At 72.4% G+C, this 17,271-nt stretch carries 15 protein-coding genes; 3 read left to right on the top strand and 12 right to left on the bottom strand.

Annotated elements, in window-relative coordinates:
* Positions 1 to 940, bottom strand: a 940-nt coding sequence (locus GVV75_RS01345; RefSeq protein ID WP_159813306.1) for a serine/threonine-protein kinase, incomplete at its 3' end; no start/stop codon positions are given.
* Positions 941 to 1,192: 252 nt separating this feature from the next.
* Here GVV75_RS01345 and hisH point away from each other — a divergent pair.
* Together hisH and priA are read left to right on the top strand one after the other, a co-directional pair.
* Positions 1,193 to 1,831 (top strand): imidazole glycerol phosphate synthase subunit HisH, encoded by a 639-nt coding sequence (gene hisH, locus GVV75_RS01350; RefSeq protein ID WP_159813186.1) that lies wholly within the window; start codon positions 1,193 to 1,195, stop codon positions 1,829 to 1,831.
* 84 nt (positions 1,832 to 1,915) lie between these two features.
* A complete protein-coding gene (priA, locus tag GVV75_RS01355) occupies positions 1,916 to 2,647 on the top strand; it encodes a bifunctional 1-(5-phosphoribosyl)-5-((5-phosphoribosylamino)methylideneamino)imidazole-4-carboxamide isomerase/phosphoribosylanthranilate isomerase PriA (RefSeq protein ID WP_159523610.1) in 732 nt (243 codons plus the stop codon).
* Positions 2,648 to 2,799: 152 nt separating this feature from the next.
* Here priA and GVV75_RS01360 read toward each other — a convergent pair whose 3' ends face one another.
* Together GVV75_RS01360 and GVV75_RS10425 are read right to left on the bottom strand one after the other, a co-directional pair.
* Entirely contained in the window at positions 2,800 to 3,402 is a 603-nt protein-coding gene (locus tag GVV75_RS01360) for a zinc transporter (protein ID WP_235925137.1), read from the bottom strand.
* 266 nt (positions 3,403 to 3,668) lie between these two features.
* Entirely contained in the window at positions 3,669 to 4,568 is a 900-nt protein-coding gene (locus GVV75_RS10425) for a DUF6318 family protein (RefSeq protein ID WP_328703529.1), read from the bottom strand.
* 211 nt (positions 4,569 to 4,779) lie between these two features.
* On the opposite strand from GVV75_RS10425, the gene holA reads away from it, so the two are divergent.
* Positions 4,780 to 5,811 (top strand): DNA polymerase III subunit delta, encoded by a 1,032-nt coding sequence (gene holA / locus GVV75_RS01370; protein ID WP_159625537.1) that lies wholly within the window; start codon positions 4,780 to 4,782, stop codon positions 5,809 to 5,811.
* Between the two features lie 43 nt (positions 5,812 to 5,854).
* On the opposite strand, the gene GVV75_RS01375 is transcribed toward holA, so the two are convergent.
* The 9 genes from GVV75_RS01375 to GVV75_RS01415 all read right to left on the bottom strand — a co-directional run bounded on the left by GVV75_RS01375 (position 5,855) and on the right by GVV75_RS01415 (position 17,253).
* On the bottom strand, positions 5,855 to 7,348 hold the full coding sequence (locus GVV75_RS01375) for a DUF1846 domain-containing protein (protein ID WP_159523604.1): 1,494 nt from the start codon (positions 7,346 to 7,348) through the stop codon (positions 5,855 to 5,857).
* Positions 7,349 to 7,583: 235 nt separating this feature from the next.
* Positions 7,584 to 7,844: a 30S ribosomal protein S20 gene (gene rpsT, locus GVV75_RS01380; protein WP_159523602.1), complete on the bottom strand. Its 261-nt coding sequence runs from the start codon at positions 7,842 to 7,844 to the stop codon at positions 7,584 to 7,586.
* Positions 7,845 to 8,081: 237 nt separating this feature from the next.
* Entirely contained in the window at positions 8,082 to 8,714 is a 633-nt protein-coding gene (locus GVV75_RS01385; RefSeq protein WP_159813188.1) for a type II toxin-antitoxin system PemK/MazF family toxin, read from the bottom strand.
* 104 nt (positions 8,715 to 8,818) lie between these two features.
* Positions 8,819 to 10,366: a hypothetical protein gene (locus GVV75_RS01390; protein WP_159813190.1), complete on the bottom strand. Its 1,548-nt coding sequence runs from the start codon at positions 10,364 to 10,366 to the stop codon at positions 8,819 to 8,821.
* A gap of 166 nt (positions 10,367 to 10,532) precedes the next feature.
* Positions 10,533 to 11,387 (bottom strand): tryptophan synthase subunit alpha, encoded by an 855-nt coding sequence (gene trpA / locus GVV75_RS01395; RefSeq protein WP_159523596.1) that lies wholly within the window; start codon positions 11,385 to 11,387, stop codon positions 10,533 to 10,535.
* A complete protein-coding gene (gene trpB, locus GVV75_RS01400; RefSeq protein ID WP_159813192.1) occupies positions 11,387 to 13,726 on the bottom strand; it encodes a tryptophan synthase subunit beta in 2,340 nt (779 codons plus the stop codon). Before trpB ends, trpA begins: the two co-directional genes overlap by 1 nt.
* Positions 13,723 to 14,895, bottom strand: a complete 1,173-nt coding sequence (gene trpD, locus GVV75_RS01405) for an anthranilate phosphoribosyltransferase (RefSeq protein WP_159813194.1) — start codon at positions 14,893 to 14,895, stop codon at positions 13,723 to 13,725. Before trpD ends, trpB begins: the two co-directional genes overlap by 4 nt.
* Entirely contained in the window at positions 14,895 to 15,533 is a 639-nt protein-coding gene (locus GVV75_RS01410) for an anthranilate synthase component II (RefSeq protein ID WP_159523590.1), read from the bottom strand. The genes trpD and GVV75_RS01410 overlap by 1 nt, the downstream gene beginning before the upstream one ends.
* A gap of 1 nt (position 15,534) precedes the next feature.
* Positions 15,535 to 17,253 (bottom strand): anthranilate synthase component 1, encoded by a 1,719-nt coding sequence (locus GVV75_RS01415; protein WP_159625525.1) that lies wholly within the window; start codon positions 17,251 to 17,253, stop codon positions 15,535 to 15,537.
* Positions 17,254 to 17,271: the final 18 nt, after the last annotated feature.

Genomic DNA, 17,271 nt, shown 5'->3' on the forward strand with positions numbered 1-17,271 from the left:
GGGCGCCCATGGCAGGCGGCACGGCGCCCGGTGGCGGCCCCGGTCGCGCGTCAACCGGAGCGGGGGAGGGGACGCGCGGGGCTGGGGCGGCGGGCCCCTGCGGGCGGCGCGCCTGGAGGAGCGCCGCCCGGGGCCCCGAGACCGTCAGGGACCCATCGCCCAGCGCCTCGCGCGCCTCGACGAGCGCGCGCGCCAGGGCCGTACCGTCGGCGTGCCGCTTGGCGGGATCCGGGTCGAGAGCCCGGGCGAGCAACGGGGCCAGGAGCGCGGGGACGCGCGGATCTCCCAGGTCGATGGGGCTCTTGAGCCCCTCGACGATCTCGGGGAGGCTGAGCGAGCGGCCCGTGGCGCGCCGTCTGGGGGAGTGCCCGGTGAGCATCGTGTAGAGGACGGCTCCCATGGACCACACGTCGCCCTGCGGCGCGGGCGCGGCCATGGCGAAGGCCTCTGGCGCGGCGAAGTCCGGGGTGAGGCACTCCAGGGTGACGGTCGGATCCTGGCCCTCGCGGGTGATCGAGGCGATCCCGAAGTCGGTCAGGCGCGGTGCCCCGAAGGCGTCGAGCAGGATGTTCCCGGGTTTGACGTCCCGGTGCAGGATCCCGGCGGCGTGCCCGGCCCCCAGCGCGGAGGCGGCGGCCTCGACGAGCGCCACGGCGTCGGGCGCGGGTATCGGGCCCCGCTCCACGAGGTCCGCCAGGCTTCCTCCCGGGCACAACTCCATGACGATGAACGGTCGGCCGTCGCGCAGGACACCGGTGTCGATCAGGGAGATCACGTGGGGGTGCGAACTGATGCGGCTGGTGGCGCTCACCTCGCGCATGTAGCGGCGGCGGTTGCGCTCGTCGTCGAGGCCGCGCGAGTCGACCTTGACCGCGACAGGCCTGCTCATCGACAGCTGGACGCCCTCGTAGACAGTCGCGAAGCCGCCGCGCCCCACGATCCCGACGATGCGCACGCCGGGGACTTCCGGCCAACCCCGGGGTTGAGCTATCGGCTGCTGGCCCAGGGACTGCGAGTCATAGGTCGGCGCGCTCGACGGGGAGTGCTCGGGAAGGCTCATGGTCGCATCCTGCCCTGAGCCCGTCGCTGGGCGCACGCTCCCGGCCGTCTCGGAGGCCGGGGCTCACGCGGGCGCGAACGCTCCCCGGACCCCTGAACTGTCGTCGGCGATGACGCCGGTAGACTCCCGGGCATGCCCTCACCCCGCGTCGTCGTCCTCAACTACGGCTCCGGCAATGTGCGCTCGGCGGTTCGCGCCCTGGAGCGCGTCGGCGCGCGGGTCGACCTCACCGCCGACGCCGGCGCTGTGGAATCCGCCGATGGGCTCCTCGTCCCCGGCGTGGGGGCCTTCGGCGCCGTCATGGAGATGCTGCGCGCCGTGGACGCCCCCCGGCTCATCGAGCGCCGCTTGGCCGGCGGCCGCCCCATTCTGGGCATCTGCGTGGGCATGCAGGTCATGTTCGAGTCGAGCCAGGAGCATGGCTCCACCATCCCGGGGCTCGCCCAGTGGGAGGGGGAGGTGGGCCGCCTCGACGCCCCCGTGGTCCCGCACATGGGATGGTCCGAGGTGCGCCCGCCCGCTGGCAGCGTCCTGTTCGACGGCGTCGCCGATCAGCGCTTCTACTTCGTCCACTCCTACGCCGTGAAAACGGATCCGGCGGCGGGGCTGGGGCCATCCGCGACGCGCCCGCCGCTGCCCACCTGGGCTCATCACGGCGAGGACTTCCTGGCCGCCGTCGAGAACGGCCCCCTGTCCGCCACCCAGTTCCATCCCGAGAAATCGGGCGACGCCGGGGCCGAGCTCCTGCGCAACTGGCTGGGAGCGCTCTGACCGGCGCCCCTCGCCACTGACCTGATCCACCGCATGGCGCCGTGCTCCTCGCGCCCCGTCCCAAGACCACCCAGGAGGCCCCTCATGCTCACGCTCCTTCCCGCCGTCGACGTCGCCCATGGCAAGGCCGTCCGCCTGCTCCAGGGAGAGGCCGGATCGGAGACCGACTACGGCAGCCCCGTGGACGCGGCCCTCGACTGGGCCCGCGCCGGGGCGGAGTGGATCCACCTGGTGGATCTCGATGCCGCCTTCGAGCGGGGCTCCAACGCCGAGCTGCTGGCCCGCATCGTCGGCGAGGTCGGGGTCAGGGTGGAGCTCTCCGGCGGTATCCGCGATGACGCCTCCCTGGAGCGCGCGCTCGCCGCCGGCGCCGCGCGGGTCAATCTGGGCACCGCCGCGCTGAGAGACCCGGAGTGGACGGCGCGCGTCATCGCCGAGCACGGCGAGGCCATCGCCGTGGGTCTCGATGTGCGCGGGACGACGCTGGCGGCGCGCGGCTGGACGGAGGAGGGCGGCGACCTCTGGGAGGCCCTGGAGCGCCTCAACGCGGCGGGATGCTCGCGTTACGTGGTCACTGACGTCACCCGCGACGGCACCCTCACCGGGCCGAACACGGAGTTGCTGCGTCAGGTCTGCGAGCGCACCAGCGCTCCCGTGGTGGCCTCCGGGGGGATCTCCTCGCTGGACGACATTCGCGCATTGACCGGGCTGGTGGGGATCGGGGTGGACTCCGCGATCGTCGGCAAGGCCCTCTACAACGGCAATTTCACCCTCGAGGAGGCCCTGGAGATCGCCGGTTCCACCCCCGCCGGGTGATCGCCCCTCCCCTCCGCTCCGCCCCCCGCCGCCGCCTTTCATCGAGACCGGTCGAAATCACGAGCGAGACCGGTCGATATGAGCCGCGAGACCGGTCGTTATGAAGACCGAGACCGGTCGTTATCACGGGCGAGATCGGTTTTGGGGGTGGGTTAGTGGTTGTGGTGCTCTTCGGCGTCGTCGGTGAGGTAGGGGACCAGGCGGCGGATGTTGAAGGGCGGGGCGGCCTGGGTGGTGGTGATGTAGCCGTCGACGGGTTTCCAGGTGGTGGTGCCTGTGGGGCGGTAGCGGGCGGTCCAGGTGGTGGTCAGGGTGATGGTGATGTTGTTGGCGGTGGTGGCGTACAGGTGGGTCACGGTCTGGTGGGGGTAGGGGTGTCCGGGGTCGGTGGTGGTTGTGGTGGTGCCATCTCCCCAGTTCCAGGTGTAGGTGGCGGGCGTGGCCTCGATCTCGACGGTGGTGGTGCCTACGGTGGTGGATAGTGTTCGGGTGGTGGGGTTGGTGTGGGCGATCAGGGGCATGTGCAAGAGGATGGTGTCCCCGGGTGGTTGGAGGGTGATGCCCGAGCCCTCGACGATGAGGGTGGCCACGTCGCGGGAGGTCAGGATGATCGGCGCCGGGGCGGCTGGGGCGTCCGGGGCCGGGGCGTCGGCGGGTGCGGGTGGTCGGGGGCGCGCGGGGGCCGGCTGGAAGCGGCACACGCCCATGTCATCGCCCTGGGCGTCCTGCCCGTCGCAGATGTGATCGCCTTCCATGGGCGCGGTCTGGGGCTGTCCGGCCGAGACCACCACTGCTGGCCCGCCCCCACTATCCCCACCGGCCCTGCCGTCCCCACCGGCCGACGGCGGGGGGCCGCCCCCGACCTGAACCTCCTCATACGCCGTTGACATCACGGTGACTTCATTGTCGTTGGCTCTACCGATGTATCGCTGGCCCCTGCCTTCTGAGCCATGGCCCCCGGATGGCCCCGTGAGAGGGAAGGGTAAGATCATTAAGGCGGCCGCCAGAGTTGCGCGCAGAATCATTTCACCGACACCCCTCCGACATGCCACATACCATCCTGGTACCGCAGGATCATGAAGAACCTCGACTCCTCGGCCGCATTTTCAATCGTTTCACCGCGAGAATCCACCGCCGTTGATTCTCCCGAGATTATGGTGAATCTGATCCCGCAGTACTCCTTCCCCTGTCCTGGGGCGATGTATTCCATGTTCGTGATCCTATCGACCCACGGATTGGCCCATCCGCCTGCGGCGTGGAGCTTGGTGGCGTCGTTGATGGTGGATTGGCAAAAGACGCAGCGCTCTTCGCTCATGGCGGCTAGGTCTGTGGTGTCGCCGGTCATGAAGGCGTAGCGGTAGAGCTCGATGAAGTGCACGGCGGCGCTTACGGCGCCTTGTTGGGTGTTTTCGGTGGCCTCGGGTGGGGTGGGGGGTTTGGGCATGGCTAGGGCGGTGGCTTTTTGAGCGGCCAGTTCGGGGCTGAGTGAGGGAGTTGTGCTGGCACTGGGAGTGGTCGCCGCGCTGGTGGGGGTTTCGGCGAGGGTTTCGGTGTGTTGGGTGGGTAGGGTCGCGGTGGTCTGGGGTGGGGTGGGGTCCTTGGCGCAGGCCGTTAGGATCAGTAGTCCTGGGGCCAGGGCGCAGCAGGCTAGAAGGACCAGAGCGGCGGTGGGGTGCGCCCAGCGCGTTGTCAGCGCTTCGAGGCTCTGGCGCCGCCGGCCGGGTGGGTGAGGGGTGGCGCCGCGTTGTTGGGGCGCCATGGGGCCGCCGGCGTGGGAGGAGCGAGGCTGCGAGGGTTCGGCGCTGACCTGGTGGTGCTGAAAGCGGGGCGCGGGGGTCATGGGTTCTGGGGCCTTCCAAGAGAGCGGTCGTGGACCAGGGCAAGCGCGAGGCCCCAGGTCGGCCCCAGACGACGGCGGCATCGCCGTCGGGCCCCAACCCTAGGGCCCCACCCACCCCCGGCGCTAGACCCCACCGCCAATCTGTGGAAAACCCCCACTAACCCCGCCCCACCAGCACCGCCCTGTGGGCAACCGACCGGTCTCGCTCCTAACAACGACCGGTCTCGCCCGTGTTTTCGACCGGTCTCGGTTCAGGGAGGGGGAGGGAAGCGGGCTGTGGCAGGCTTGGGGCATGCCGCCCGCCCGACCCGCCGCCTCGAAGCGCTCCCGCCCCGCGGGCCCCTCGTGGGACCAGGTAGCGCTCGCTCCTGTCGTCCTCGTGCGCGGCGGGGAGGATCTCCTCGGCGAGCGCGCCGTCGATCGACTCCTCGCCCAGGCCAGGGCCAAGGACCCCACCACGGAGGTCGTCCGCCTCGACGCGGCCACCTACGAGCCCCATATGCTCGACACCCTCGTCTCGCCCTCCCTCTTCGGCGAGCCCAAGCTCGTCCACGTGCCCAACCTCGAGCAGATGACGGACGCGCTCCTCACCGACCTGCTCGCCTACGTCGCAGCCCCCGACCCCGACGTCGTCGTCATCCTGCGCCACAACTCCGGCCAGCGCGGCAAGAGGCTCCTCGACGTCCTGGCCGCATCGCCCTACCCAGTCGTGACCTGCGAGCCGATCAAGAAGGACGGGGACAAGGCGGCCCTCGTCAACGCCGACGTGCGCCGCGCCGGCCGCCGCATCGAGGCCGAGGCCATTGGGGCGCTCGTCGACGCCCTGGGCTCTGACCTGCGTGAACTCACCAGCGCCGTCGCCCAGCTCATGGCCGACACCGAGGGCACGATCACCGTCTCCCACGTCCGCACCTACTACGCCGGTCGCATCGAGGCCACCGGCTTCTCCGTCGCCGACGCCGCCATCTCGGGCGATGTCGCCAAGGCCGTCACCCTCCTGCGCCACGCCCTGGCCACCGGCGTCGTGCCCGTGCTCATCGTGTCCGCCCTGGCCACCAAGCTCCGCCAACTTGCCCGCGTCGCCGCCGCGGGCGGCCGTCCCGGCATGGGCCCCAAGGAGCTCGGGATGTCACCCTGGCAGGCCAAGCGCGCCCGCGCCGAGCTCGCCGGCTGGTCCGACGACGCCCTCGCCACCGCGATCATCGCCGTCGCCCGCGCCGATGCCGAGGCCAAGGGCGCCAGTCGCGACCCCGAGCACGCTGTCGAGCGCGCCGTCCTGGCGATCTGCTCCGCCCGCCGGGGGCGCCTGGCCACCCGCCGCTGAGCCCCTGGCCCGGCCTCCTCAGCGAGCCCCCGGCCCGGCCTCCTCAGCGCTTGCGGTACAGCGATTTCGTGGCGTAGACGGGCTCGTTGGTCACCTGAACGCCCAGGGACCGGAAGATCCCCTCGTCCACGCTGCCTAGGATCGTCGAGGTGTGCACGTCGCAGCCCCGCAGCGTGGCGATCTGCTCCATCGCGCGCGCGGCGTTGGGGTCCGTGGACGCCGAGACGGCCAGGGCGATGAGCACCTCATCGGTGTGCAGGCGCGGGTTGCGCGAGCCCAGGTGCGTTGTCTTGAGGGTCTGGATCGGCTCGATCGACTCGGGCGAGAGCAGCAGCGCCTCCTGATCGATCCCCGCCAGGGCCTTGAGGGCGTTGAGCAGCATCGCCGAGGAGCAGCCCAGCAGGGCGCTGGTCTTCCCGGTGATGATCCGCCCGTCGGGCAGCTCGATCGCGGCGGCGGGCGCGCCCGTGTCGGCGGCCAGCTCTCGCGTGGGCGGAACCACCGGGCGGTCCTCCACCGTCACCCCGACCTTCGCCATGGACAAGGCGATCCGCTCGGACTGGAAGGGATCGATCGCATCCTGCTTCTCTGTGACCAGGGCCTTGAAGTAGCGGCGGATGATCTCCTGCCTGGAGGCCTCGCGGCAGGCCTCGTCGTCGCTGATGCAGTGGCCGGCCATGTTGACGCCCATATCCGTGGGGGAGGCGTAGGGGCACGTTCCGAGCATCTGCTCGAAGAGGCGCGCGAGCACGGGGAAGATCTCGACGTCGCGGTTGTAGTTGACGGTCTGGACCCCGTGCGCGGCCAGGTGGAAGGGGTCGATCATGTTGACGTCGTCGAGGTCGGCGGTGGCGGCCTCGTAGGCGATGTTCACCGGGTGGTCCAGCGGCAGGTTCCAGATGGGGAAGGTCTCGAACTTCGCGTAGCCGGAGGACAGGCCCCTCAGGTGGTCCTGGTAGACCTGGGACAGGCAGGTCGCCATCTTGCCGCTGCCCGGTCCCGGCGCGGTGACGACGACGAGGTCCCGCTCGGTCTCGATGTACTCGTTGCGGCCGTAGCCGTCGGCCGAGACGATCCGCGCGACGTCACCGGGGTAGCCGGGGATGGGGAAATGCCGGTAGACGGTGATTCCGAGCCGCTCGAGTTTGGTCTTGAAGGCCTGCGCCTCCCGGTTGTCATCGGTCCACTGGGTGACGACGACGCTGCCCACGTGCAGTCCGTAGTCGCGGAAGGCATCGATGTGGCGCAGTACCTCGTCCTCGTAGCCGATGCCCAGGTCGGCGCGGACCTTGCGGCGCTGGAAATCGCGGGCGCTGACGGCCACGATGATCTCGACCTCGTCGGCGAGCTCGGCCAGCATGACGATCTTGTTGTCCGGGGTGAAGCCGGGCAGCACGCGGGAGGCGTGCATGTCATCGACGAGCTTGCCCCCGAACTCCAAGTAGAGCTTGCCCCCGAACTGCCTGCGGCGCTGCGCGATGTGCTCGGACTGCATCCTGAGGTACTTGTCCCGGTCGAATCCGATTCGCGTGGGCATATGGGCTCCTGGTGTCGTGGTGGTCGAACCGCCTGCCGGCCGGTTCGGCCGCAGGCCGCGCGCCATCGTATCCCCCGCGATGATGACGAAGGCGTGACACCGTGCCGGTGGCGCCGTCCTGTGACCAATCACCGTCAGGAGACGGGCGATCGGTGGGCGGGTGGATGGAAAGCGGCTCGGGGCACCTCCCCGCGAGGGAGGCGCCCCGAGCCGCTGATCGCCGGAGGCGGTGGACTCAGAGGGAGTCGACGCGCTTGGCCAGCTTCGACTTGCGGTTCGCGGCCTGGTTCTTGTGGATGACGCCCTTGGAGACGGCCTTGTCCAGCTTGCGGCAGGCCTTCTTGAGGCCCTCCTCGGCGGCGGCCTTGTCCCCGGCCTCAACGGCCTGGCGCACGCGGCGCACGTAGGTCTTGAGCTCGGACTTGACGGACTGGTTGCGCAGACGGGCCTTCTCGTTGGTCTTGATGCGCTTGATCTGGGACTTGATGTTCGCCACTGCTCAGTGTTGCTTTCTCGATCGTCAGATGGTCATTGGCCGGAAAGAGGGTTCGCGCCGCAGGCGTGAGAAGGTGGTGGAAGCACCCGGCGATGCCCGGTCGCCGGACCCCGAAGCCGGCCAGGCCAGAGGTCCAAGAACGCACTCTAGCAAAACGGCGGCCCTCGTCGCCCGCCGCGGGAGGGCGGGCGACGTGAGGTGTGTCGCGCTCTTCCCTCGGGTCTCCTTGCGCGCTCGTCAGGCCCAGTGCTCGCGCAGCGCGGCGACGACGGCGTCGAAGGTCCCCCGGCGCATCGTGGCCCCCTCGCGGCGGATGACGGACGGGTCGACGGCGAGGAGGCGGTCGAGCCGGACCTCGCTCGGACGGCCCCTCGGGTCCCAGGCGCCTGAGCCGACGTCGAACCAGTAGCGGCCGTGACTGGCCTCCTGGGCGGCGTCGCGGTCATGGTCCTTCGACGTCATCTGGGCGACGATGAGGCGATTCCCGTCGCGGGCCAGGACCAGGACGGGGCGGTCCTTGCCCTGGGAGGCGTCCTCCTCGTAGGGGACCCAGGTCCACACGACCTCGCCGGGGTCGGCGTCGCCGTCGGGGTTGGGGGCGTAGTCGAAGGAGGGGAGCCCGGCGGAGGCCACGTCGTAGGGGCGGATGCCTGCGCTCCCACCGGCGGGGGCCCGCGTGGCCTGGGGGGTGGCCCCGCCCTGGCGGCGGGGGGCGGGGGAGGGGCCTCCGGCCGGGGAGCCGGCGGAGCCCTCTCGCCCGGGGCGAGAGGCGCCACTGCCGCGGCGCGCGCTCTGCTTGAGGGTGGAGGCGAGGGCGTCGGTGGCGGCGCGGCCGACCGCGCGCAGGATCACGTCGAGAAGGCTGGCCATGGGCGCCACTCTACAGTCCGCGACCCGGCGCGAGGGGGCGCCCCCAGCCCGCGGCCGGGGGCGCCCCGGTGGATTGCGCCGGCGCGGCGCCGAATCCGCCGCCCCTACTTGGCCGCCTGGGCCACGGTGGCGCACAGGGGGAAGGAGACCGCGTCGATCGTCCCGCTGTCCTCGACGTCGATCGTGGCCCTCAGGCCCGTCGACGGGTCATTCGGGTCGCAGGTCCCCAGAGCCCTCCATCCGTCCGGGGTAATCGCGGCGTCGTCCACCGAGTAGACGGCGGACAGCGTCACCGTGTGCCAGGAGTGGCCGAACAGCGGGCTCGACATTCCCACGGGGATGGTGCCATTGGCGTCGGGCCACAGGATGTCGCGCAGCCACCAGGCCGTGCCGTCGCTGGGCTCGGCGTACTCGAGTTTCATCCCTGTCGGCGGCTTCGCGGTCAGGGAGAAACTCGGCGTCCCGCCCACCACGGCGGTGGTGTTGGACAGGGTCACGGTGTAGTCGACGACGACGTAAGGCGTCGAGTTCGTGGCGTCCGGGCCCCGCACGGTGACGGCGCTCTGGGCGATCGTCGCGGAGGCCTCGCCGCGGGAGCGGTCATCCTGGTAGAGGGAAGAGAAGATCTTGCCGTCCTGGGCGGTGACGGACGTGGAGATGGTGTTGTGCCCGACGACGCCACTGAGGTCCACCTGGCAGCTGGCCTCCTGCCCCCCTGGGATGGCGGCCCTGTCGCCCGGGACCTCCAGGCTCGTGGCCGGGCCCTGCGCGGTGACGACGCCGCCACCGAAGGCGGTCAGGTCGCAGCTCAGCCTCGTGAGGGTGGCCGGGCCCTCCGTGCTCGCGGCCGCGATCGTGAAGCCCGACAGGGGGGTGGTGGAGTCGTTGTGGATGGTGGCCGTGTAGTGGCCGGCGTCCTTGGCGGCATCCGTGGGCGGGGCCTGCTCGCTCGTGGTCACGGTGGCGTGGGTGGCGCTGGCCGGCTCCTTGGCCGCTGTGGCCGTGGGGCTGTGCGGGGTGGCGTCCTCCGTGGTCGTCAGGGTCGGCCTGAGCGTGTAGTCGCGGGCCTGGTCGCCCGGCGCCCTGACCAGCGTCCCGATGCTCAGGTCGAGGTAGGAGCCCGAGGGACGGTCGGAGAAGTCGACCATGTAGGTCAGGCTCAGGTGCTCGGGGGAGCAGGAGATGCGATAGACGGAGGCGGAGTAGTCGCCGTGCCTCGAGTACGGGTTGTGGATGCGGGAGAGCAGCCCGAGCCCCGACGACCCGTACCGGCGGATCGGGCCCTCCGGGTCGTCACTGGTGTAGAGGGCGGCCGCGCCGGCGACCCCCAGCTCCGAGGGGCAGTTCCAGGTCCACTGGCCCGGCTGGGAGTCGGCCTCGAGGGTCAGGACCATGTCCCTGCCCGGGGCCACGGTGTCAGGGATGCGCACGCCCCAGAAGAGGCAGTGGGCGGCATCGCCCGCGCCCTGGCAGCCGGTGCCGCCGGGGGCGTAGAAGCCGGTGACGCTGATGTCGTCATTGCCGCCGCTGGGAGCGGCCGTCTCCGCGCCGGCGGGGACGGCGACCAGGGCGACGAGCGCCAGGGGCAGGATCAGGATGACGCCGAGGAGCCGGCGCAGTGGGGACGATGGTATGGAGCGTGTTGGGCGCATGGCGGGCCTTCTCCCACGAAGTCTCGAAATGATGGAGGACGCTCCATCAATGTAACGTGGTGAGCATCACTTGTGAAGAGGATCATGCCCGCCAATTCGGGGAGCGTCCCCCGCATCCTCCCTGGTCACAAGGCCTTGGTCGTCCCGATGCCCGTCCCGTGCCGGCTCATCGCGGCCGCGTGGCCGCCTTCATCGCGGCGACGAAGCCGCGCAGTTCCGCGCGCATCGCCTCGACGGCCTCCTCCCTCGCGCGGCTGCCCGGCGGCGCCTGGGCGATGGCCGGGGCGTGAGACTCCACGATCTGGACGGTCGCCGACCCGGAGATCGCCCCATCGGCCCCCGCGGCGATCGCCTCGGCGACCTGCTCTGGGCGGGAGATGCCGAAGCCGAGCATGACCGGCGCCGCGGCGCCGGCCCGCAGCCTGGCCACCGATTCGGCCAGCCCCGCGGTCGAGGCCGCCTGCTCCGCGCCGGTGACCCCCACGCGCGAGACCGCGTACACGTAGCCCCGCGAGGCGCCCGCCACGGCATCGAGCGTGTGGGGCGCGGCCGAGGGCGGGGCGATGTACACCGGGGCGATCCCCGCCCGCGCCGCGGCGGCGGAGAAGGCGGGCGACTCCCGCACGGGGACATCAGGCAGCAGGACCGAGTCGATCCCCGCTTCGGCGCACCTGGCGTAGAAGGGCCCCAGGCCGACGGCGAAAGGCACGTTTCCGTAGATGAGCATGCCGATGGGCGTCTCCGGGTGACGCTGGCGCACGCGCGCCACCACCCCCAGGCAGTCGGTCAGAGCGGCCCCGGCCTCCTGGGCGCGGATGTGCGCGCGCTGGATCGTGGGCCCGTCGGCGACGGGGTCGCTGAACGGCACCCCGAGCTCCAGGGCGTCCGCGCCCCCGGCGATAAGCGCCTCGATGACCTCCTCGGACAGTTCCGCGCTGGGGTCGCCCACCATGACGAAGGGGACGAAAGCCCCCTCGCCCCGCTCACGCAGGGCGGCGAACATCGACTCGTAGCGATCCATCAGCGCTCCTCCTCATCACTTGAGCCCGCTCCGGGCGCCGCCGGCGCGGCCCGGCCGGCGGCCCCGGCCTGGGCGGCCAGGGCCTCGTACTCACCGCGCTTGCCCATCCGCCGCAGCATCCCGGCCGCCCGGGCCACCGCGCCGTCGTCGCTGAAGGAGCCGCCCATGCGCGCCCGAACCTGGTCGAGGTCCTTGTCCCCGCGCCCGGACAGGCACACGAGCAGGATGGGCGGCTCGGCGCCATCAGGGACCGCCTCGGCGATCTTGAGGGCCTGGGCCAGGGCGTGGGAGGACTCCAGGGCCGGAATGATCCCCTCATGGCGGCTGAGCAGTCGGAAGGCCTCCAGCGCCTCCTCATCCGTGATGCCGACGTACCGGGCCCGCCCCGTGTCGGACAGGCGCGCGTGCTCAGGGCCGACCCCGGGGTAGTCCAGGCCGGCGGACACGGAGAACGACTCCTCGACCTGGCCGTCGTCGTCGCGCATGAGGTAGGAGCGGGCGCCATGGAGGATCCCGATGGTGCCGGCGTTGATCGGCGCCCCGTGGCGGCGGTCCAGGCCCTCGCCCGCGGGCTCGACGCCGATGAGCCCCACGGAGGGGTCATCGATGAAGTCGGAGAACATGCCGATGGCGTTCGAGCCCCCGCCTACGCAGGCGATCACCTCGTCGGGCAGGCGCCCCGTCAGCGCGAGCGCCTGGGCGCGGGCCTCGGTGGAGATGGCCCGGTGGAAGGCGTGGACGATCGTGGGGAAGGGGTGCGGGCCGGCGGCGGTGCCCAGCAGGTAGTGGGTGTCCTTGAACGAGGCCGTCCAGTCCCTCAGCGCCTCGTTGACGGCGTCCTTGAGGGTTCCCGCGCCGCTGGCCACGGGCACCACCCGCGCGCCCATGAGTTCCATGCGCTCCACATTGGCGGCCTGGCGCACGACGTCGGTGGCGCCCATGTAGATCGTGCACTCCAGGCCCAGCAGCGAGCAGACCATCGCGGTGGCGGTGCCGTGCTGGCCCGCGCCGGTCTCGGCGATGATGCGCCGCTTGCCCATCCGCTTGGCCAGGAGCGCCTGGCCAAGCACCTGGTTGCCCTTGTGGGCGCCGCCGTGAACGAGGTCCTCGCGCTTGAGCAGGATCCTCGCGCTGCCCCGCAGCGGCAGGTTGCGCAGCTCGGTCATCGGCGTGGGGCGCCCCAGGTAGCGGCGCAGCAGCCCGTCGAGCTCGGCGGCGAAGCCGGGGTCCGCGCTCGCGGCGATGAAGGCGTCCTCCAACTGATCCAGGGCGGGGATGAGCAGCTCGGGAACGAACTGGCCCCCGTGCTCCCCGAAATAGGGGTCGAGGCGCGGGTGCTCCCAGCGGCCGTCCGGGCCCGGCGGCATCGCGGCGGCCTCGGCCAGGCGCGCGCGCCTCAGCGCGGGGGAGACCGAGGACTCCTCGGGCACCGGGGAGCCGGCGCCCGCCCGCTCCCCGGAGGGCCCGCCCGGCAACGGCACGGCCTCCACCAGCGCCCGGGCCGCGGCCCCGGCGTCCGCCGAGCCCGACAGGCTAGAGCCCACCAGGAGGGCGTCCACGAGCCCGGCCAGGCGCCGCACGTCCTCCGGCCCATGGACCCCGGACTCTCCCACGAGGACCGCCCCGGCCGGCGCCAGGGGCGCCATCTCCTCGGTGCGCGCCAGGTCCGTGTCCAGCGTGCGCAGGTCCCGGTTGTTGATGCCGATGACCCGCGCGCCCAGGGCGGCCGCCCGGCTCATCTCGCCGGGGGTGGAAACCTCCGTGAGCACGCCCATGCCCAGGGCGGCCGCCAGGCCCGCCAACTCCCGGTAGACGTCGTCGGGCACCACGGAGAGCATGAGGAGGATCGCGTCCGCCCCCAGGTGGCGTGCCGCGAGCACCTGCACGGGGTCGACGATGAAGTCCTTGCACAGGACCGGCAGGTCCACCACCGCGCGCACCCGGGCCAGGTCCTCGTACTCGCCGTTGAAGCGGTCGGGCTCGGTGAGCACGGAGATCGCCGCCGCGTGGGGGGCGTAGGAGGATGCCAGCGCGGCCGGGTCGTAGTCGGCCCGGATCGAGCCGAGCGACGGCGAGGCCGCCTTGCACTCCATGATGATCGCCGGGCGCGGGCTGGCGGCGGGGCCCGTGCGGCGCCGCAGGGCCTCCTCGAAGGAGCGCTCGGAGCGGGGCAGGGCCGAGGCCTCCAGGTGGCCGAAGCGCTCGCGCAGTTCGGGCAGGCGCCGCCGCCTCCCGGCCACGATCGTGTCCAGCACCGTGCCGGTGGCCATGAGGCGCTCCTCGATCGGGGCGCGCTCGGGGCGCGCCGCCGCGCCGTGCGAGGCGGGGCCGGCGCTCATGCGCGCTCCTCCTCAGTGCTCTCAGTGCTCTTAGCGTTCTTAGTGCTCTCGCCGCTCGTCTCCCCGGCCCGCCCGGAGCGGGCCTCCAACTGCGCGGCGGTGGTCATGGAGTCCAGGTGCCTGTCGGCCGCTCCCGAGGCCATCTGCTCCAGGGCCATGCGGGTGCCATCGGCCAGGTTGTCCGCGGGCCCCGCGAGGTAGAGCAGGGCCCCGGCGTTGACGGCGATGGCATCACGGTGGGCCGGCTCGCCCCGGCCCGCGAGTGCCTCGCGCAGGGCGGCGGCGTTCTCCGCGGCCTGACCACCCAGGATGTCCGACAGCTCCCAGCGCCTCACCCCGAGTTCAGCGGGGGTGACCTCGTAGGCCTTGACCCCGCGGGGGGTGGCCTCCCGCACCTGCGTGGTGCCGTGGACGGCGATCTCATCGGTGCCCGACCCGTGCACGATGAGGGCGCGCTTGCGGCCCAGCTTGACCATGGACTCGGCGATCATGTCGAGCATGGAGGGATCCCACACGCCCATGAGCTGGTAGGTCAGGTGCGCGGGGTTGAGCAGGGGGCCGAGCACGTTGAAGATCGTGGGCGTGGCCAGGGCCCGGCGGATCGGCGCCACGTGCTTCATCGCCGGGTGATAAGCCTGGGCGAACAGGAACGTGAAGTGGTCGCGCGCCAGCAGCTCGACGGCCTGTTCCGCCGTCACGTCCAGGGGCAGGCCCAGGGCCGCGACGACGTCGGCCGCCCCCGTCTTGGAGGACACCGCCCGGTTGCCGTGCTTGGCCACCGAGATGCCCATCGACGCCGCGACGAGGCCGGCGGCCGTTGAGATGTTGATCGTGCCCACGCCGTCGCCGCCCGTGCCCACGACGTCAACGAGGGGGAAGGCGACGGCGGGGAAGGGGCGCGCGGCCCGGCGGAAGGCACTCGCGGCTCCCGCGACCTCGTCGGCGGTCTCCCCGCGCGAGTGCAGGGCGGCGAGCAGGGCGGCGGTCTCGGCCTCGGAGAGGTCCCCGGCGCCCAGGGCGGCGAAGACGATGCCGGTCTCCTCGCGGCTGAGCCGGCGGCCCTGGATGACCTCGCGCAGGAGCCGGTGGGCGTCCTCGGCCTCGGCGACGGCCGGCGCCGAGGGGACCGGGGTGGTGGCGGGCTCTGGCACGGTTGTCGGCTCTGTCATCAGCTCTCTCCTGCGCTTGCTGTCGTGGTGGTCAGTCCGGCGATGAGGGCCCGCAGGATCGCGGGGCCGGCCGGGGTGAGGATGGACTCGGGGTGGAACTGGAGGCCGACGGCGGGGCGCCGCCGGTGGCGCGAGGCCATGACGATCCCGTCGCTGGTGCGGGCCAGGCACTCCAGGTCGGCGGGCAGGGCGCGCGTGCCGAGCGAGTGGTAGCGGGCGACATCCAGGGGCCCGCCGTCGAGCACGGCGAGGGCGGCATCGGCGCGCCCGGCGGGAGTGACCTCCGCGCGGGTGGACCGGCCGTGGACCGGCTCGACCCTGCCCACGCTCCCACCGCAGGCCTCGACGATGGCCTGGAAGCCCAGGCAGATGCCCAGCGTCGGCAGGCCGCGCTCCAGGGCGGCGCCCAGGACCTCCATCATGCAGCCCGCCTGGCGGGGGTGCCCGGGGCCGGGGGAGAGGACCAGGGCGGGGCGCTGGCCCGCGGCCGCCTCCCGCGCCGTGGGCTCCAACGCGGCCAGGACCGTGGAGGCCGGCACCGTGTTGCGGTAGACCTCGGTGCGCACGCCCAGCACGGCGAGTTGGTCGACGAGGTTGTAGACGAAGGAATCGCGGTTGTCCAGCAGGATGACGCGCATCTCAGGCCTCCCCGGTCTCGATGATGAGCTCAGCGCCCCGCGCGGCCGCCACGGCCTCCAGCACCGCGCTGGCCTTGTGGACGGTCTCGGCCGCCTCGGCGGCCGGGTCGGAGGCGCCGACGACGCCCGCGCCGGCCTGCACCAGGGCCCGCCCGTCCTTGACGAAGGCCGAGCGGATGACGATGCAGGTGTCGAGCTCGCCGTCGCCGCGCAGGTAGCCCACCGAGCCCCCGTAGGAGCCGCGCCGCATGCCCTCGGTGGCGCGGATGAGCTCGGCGGCCCGCAGCTTCGGCGCGCCGGTGAGCGTGCCCATCGTCATCGAGGCGCGGAAGGCGTCCAGGGCGTCCAGGCCCGGGTCCAGCTGCCCGGACACCTCCGAGACCAGGTGCATGACGCGGCTGTAGCGGTCCACGCGCAGCAGCTCGCGCACTCTCCGGGTGCCCGGCGCGCTGACTCGGGCGACGTCGTTGCGCGCCAGGTCCACGAGCATGACGTGCTCGGCGATCTCCTTGGCGTCCGTGCGCAACTCCAGTTCCAGGCGCGTGTCCCGCTCATGGTCCACGGAGCCGTCCGGGGCCAGCCCGCGCGGCCGGGTGCCGGCAATGGGCCGGATGGCCACCTCGCCCGTGGCCGCGCTGTGCTCCAGGGCGGACTCGGGGGAGGCGCCCAGGAGCTCGAAGCCGGGAGTCGCCACGTAGAACATGTAGGGGCTCGGATTCGACTCGCGCAGCGCGTGGTAGGCCTCCAACGCGTCCGGGCAGTCGATCGTGAACGCCCTCGACGGGACCACCTGGTAGACCTCCCCGGCGGCGATCGACTCCTGGAGCCCGGCCACGAGCCCTGCGAAATCGCTGTCCGAGACGCTCGGCACGGCGCGGGCGACCGGGCGGGCGGCGGGGCCGGCCACTGTGCCGGCCACTGTGCCGGCGCCTCCCGTCACCGGCGCTGGCCCGCCCTCATCCGGGGTCGGCTCGGGCCCGGCGGCGTCGATGACGGCGGCCAACTCGTCGATCCGGCGCGCGAGATCATCGGCGTCCACGCTCGCCCCCACCAGCGTCGCCTCACCGGTGGGGTGGTCGATGACCAGGAGGATGCGCGCGGCGTGGAACAGGTAGTCCGGGCAGGTGTTTGGCCCCGCCGCCACGCGCGGCAGCCGCTCGAAGCCCGCCAGGTAGTCGAATGCGAACACTCCCGCCACGAGGGGCAGGTGGGGGTGATCGACCTCCTGGGAGGCCAGCACCCGCAGCGGCTCCAAGGTCGAGGGGGCCGTCAGCCGCTCCCGCTCCTCCAGCCCGGCGTCGTCGGCCGGCGCGGGGATCCGCACCACCAGGCGGCCGGGGCCCTCCTCGATGACGCGGTCCGCCAGGGACGCGCGCACGCGCGCCACGGCGGCCTCACCGTCGGGCCGGGCCCGGTCCAGGGCCTCGATGACCACCTGGTCCCCCTCACAGGTCAGTCGCGCGCTCGCCTCGAGCATGAGGACCGTCGTGCGCGAGGAGCCCGTGGTGATATCCGCGCTCTCCAGCAGGACGAGGTCCACCGGCCTGGGGGCGCCGCCCGCGGCATCCGCGGTGGTGGCGATCGCGCCGGCCCGCGCCAGGCGCCTCACGAGCGCCCCGGAGTCCTGGGGGCAGCAGACCCCGCGGGTCAGCACCGTGGGCTCAGTGGGCCGGATGGGATCCGCGGGCCCCGCCGATCCCGCAGTTCCTGTGATAGTCATGCTGCGCTCCTCATCGCG

It is taken from the genome of Actinomyces sp. zg328, assembly GCF_009829635.1.
Lineage (GTDB): Bacteria > Actinomycetota > Actinomycetes > Actinomycetales > Actinomycetaceae > Actinomyces > Actinomyces marmotae.

Bases quoted from the DNA above. Each gene is read 5' to 3' on its own strand.
- GVV75_RS01375 (WP_159523604.1), bottom strand. From the start codon at position 7,348: ATGCCCACGCGAATCGGATTCGACCGGGACAAGTACCTCAGGATGCAG.
- GVV75_RS10425 (WP_328703529.1), bottom strand. From the start codon at position 4,568: ATGCCGCCGTCGTCTGGGGCCGACCTGGGGCCTCGCGCTTGCCCTGGT.
- hisH (WP_159813186.1), top strand. From the start codon at position 1,193: ATGCCCTCACCCCGCGTCGTCGTCCTCAACTACGGCTCCGGCAATGTG.
- holA (WP_159625537.1), top strand. From the start codon at position 4,780: ATGCCGCCCGCCCGACCCGCCGCCTCGAAGCGCTCCCGCCCCGCGGGC.
- trpD (WP_159813194.1), bottom strand. From the start codon at position 14,895: ATGACAGAGCCGACAACCGTGCCAGAGCCCGCCACCACCCCGGTCCCC.
- GVV75_RS01385 (WP_159813188.1), bottom strand. From the start codon at position 8,714: ATGGCCAGCCTTCTCGACGTGATCCTGCGCGCGGTCGGCCGCGCCGCC.
- GVV75_RS01410 (WP_159523590.1), bottom strand. From the start codon at position 15,533: ATGCGCGTCATCCTGCTGGACAACCGCGATTCCTTCGTCTACAACCTC.
- GVV75_RS01360 (WP_235925137.1), bottom strand. From the start codon at position 3,402: ATGGAAGGCGATCACATCTGCGACGGGCAGGACGCCCAGGGCGATGAC.
- trpA (WP_159523596.1), bottom strand. From the start codon at position 11,387: ATGGATCGCTACGAGTCGATGTTCGCCGCCCTGCGTGAGCGGGGCGAG.
- trpB (WP_159813192.1), bottom strand. From the start codon at position 13,726: ATGAGCGCCGGCCCCGCCTCGCACGGCGCGGCGGCGCGCCCCGAGCGC.
- GVV75_RS01415 (WP_159625525.1), bottom strand. From the start codon at position 17,253: ATGACTATCACAGGAACTGCGGGATCGGCGGGGCCCGCGGATCCCATC.
- priA (WP_159523610.1), top strand. From the start codon at position 1,916: ATGCTCACGCTCCTTCCCGCCGTCGACGTCGCCCATGGCAAGGCCGTC.
- GVV75_RS01390 (WP_159813190.1), bottom strand. From the start codon at position 10,366: ATGCGCCCAACACGCTCCATACCATCGTCCCCACTGCGCCGGCTCCTC.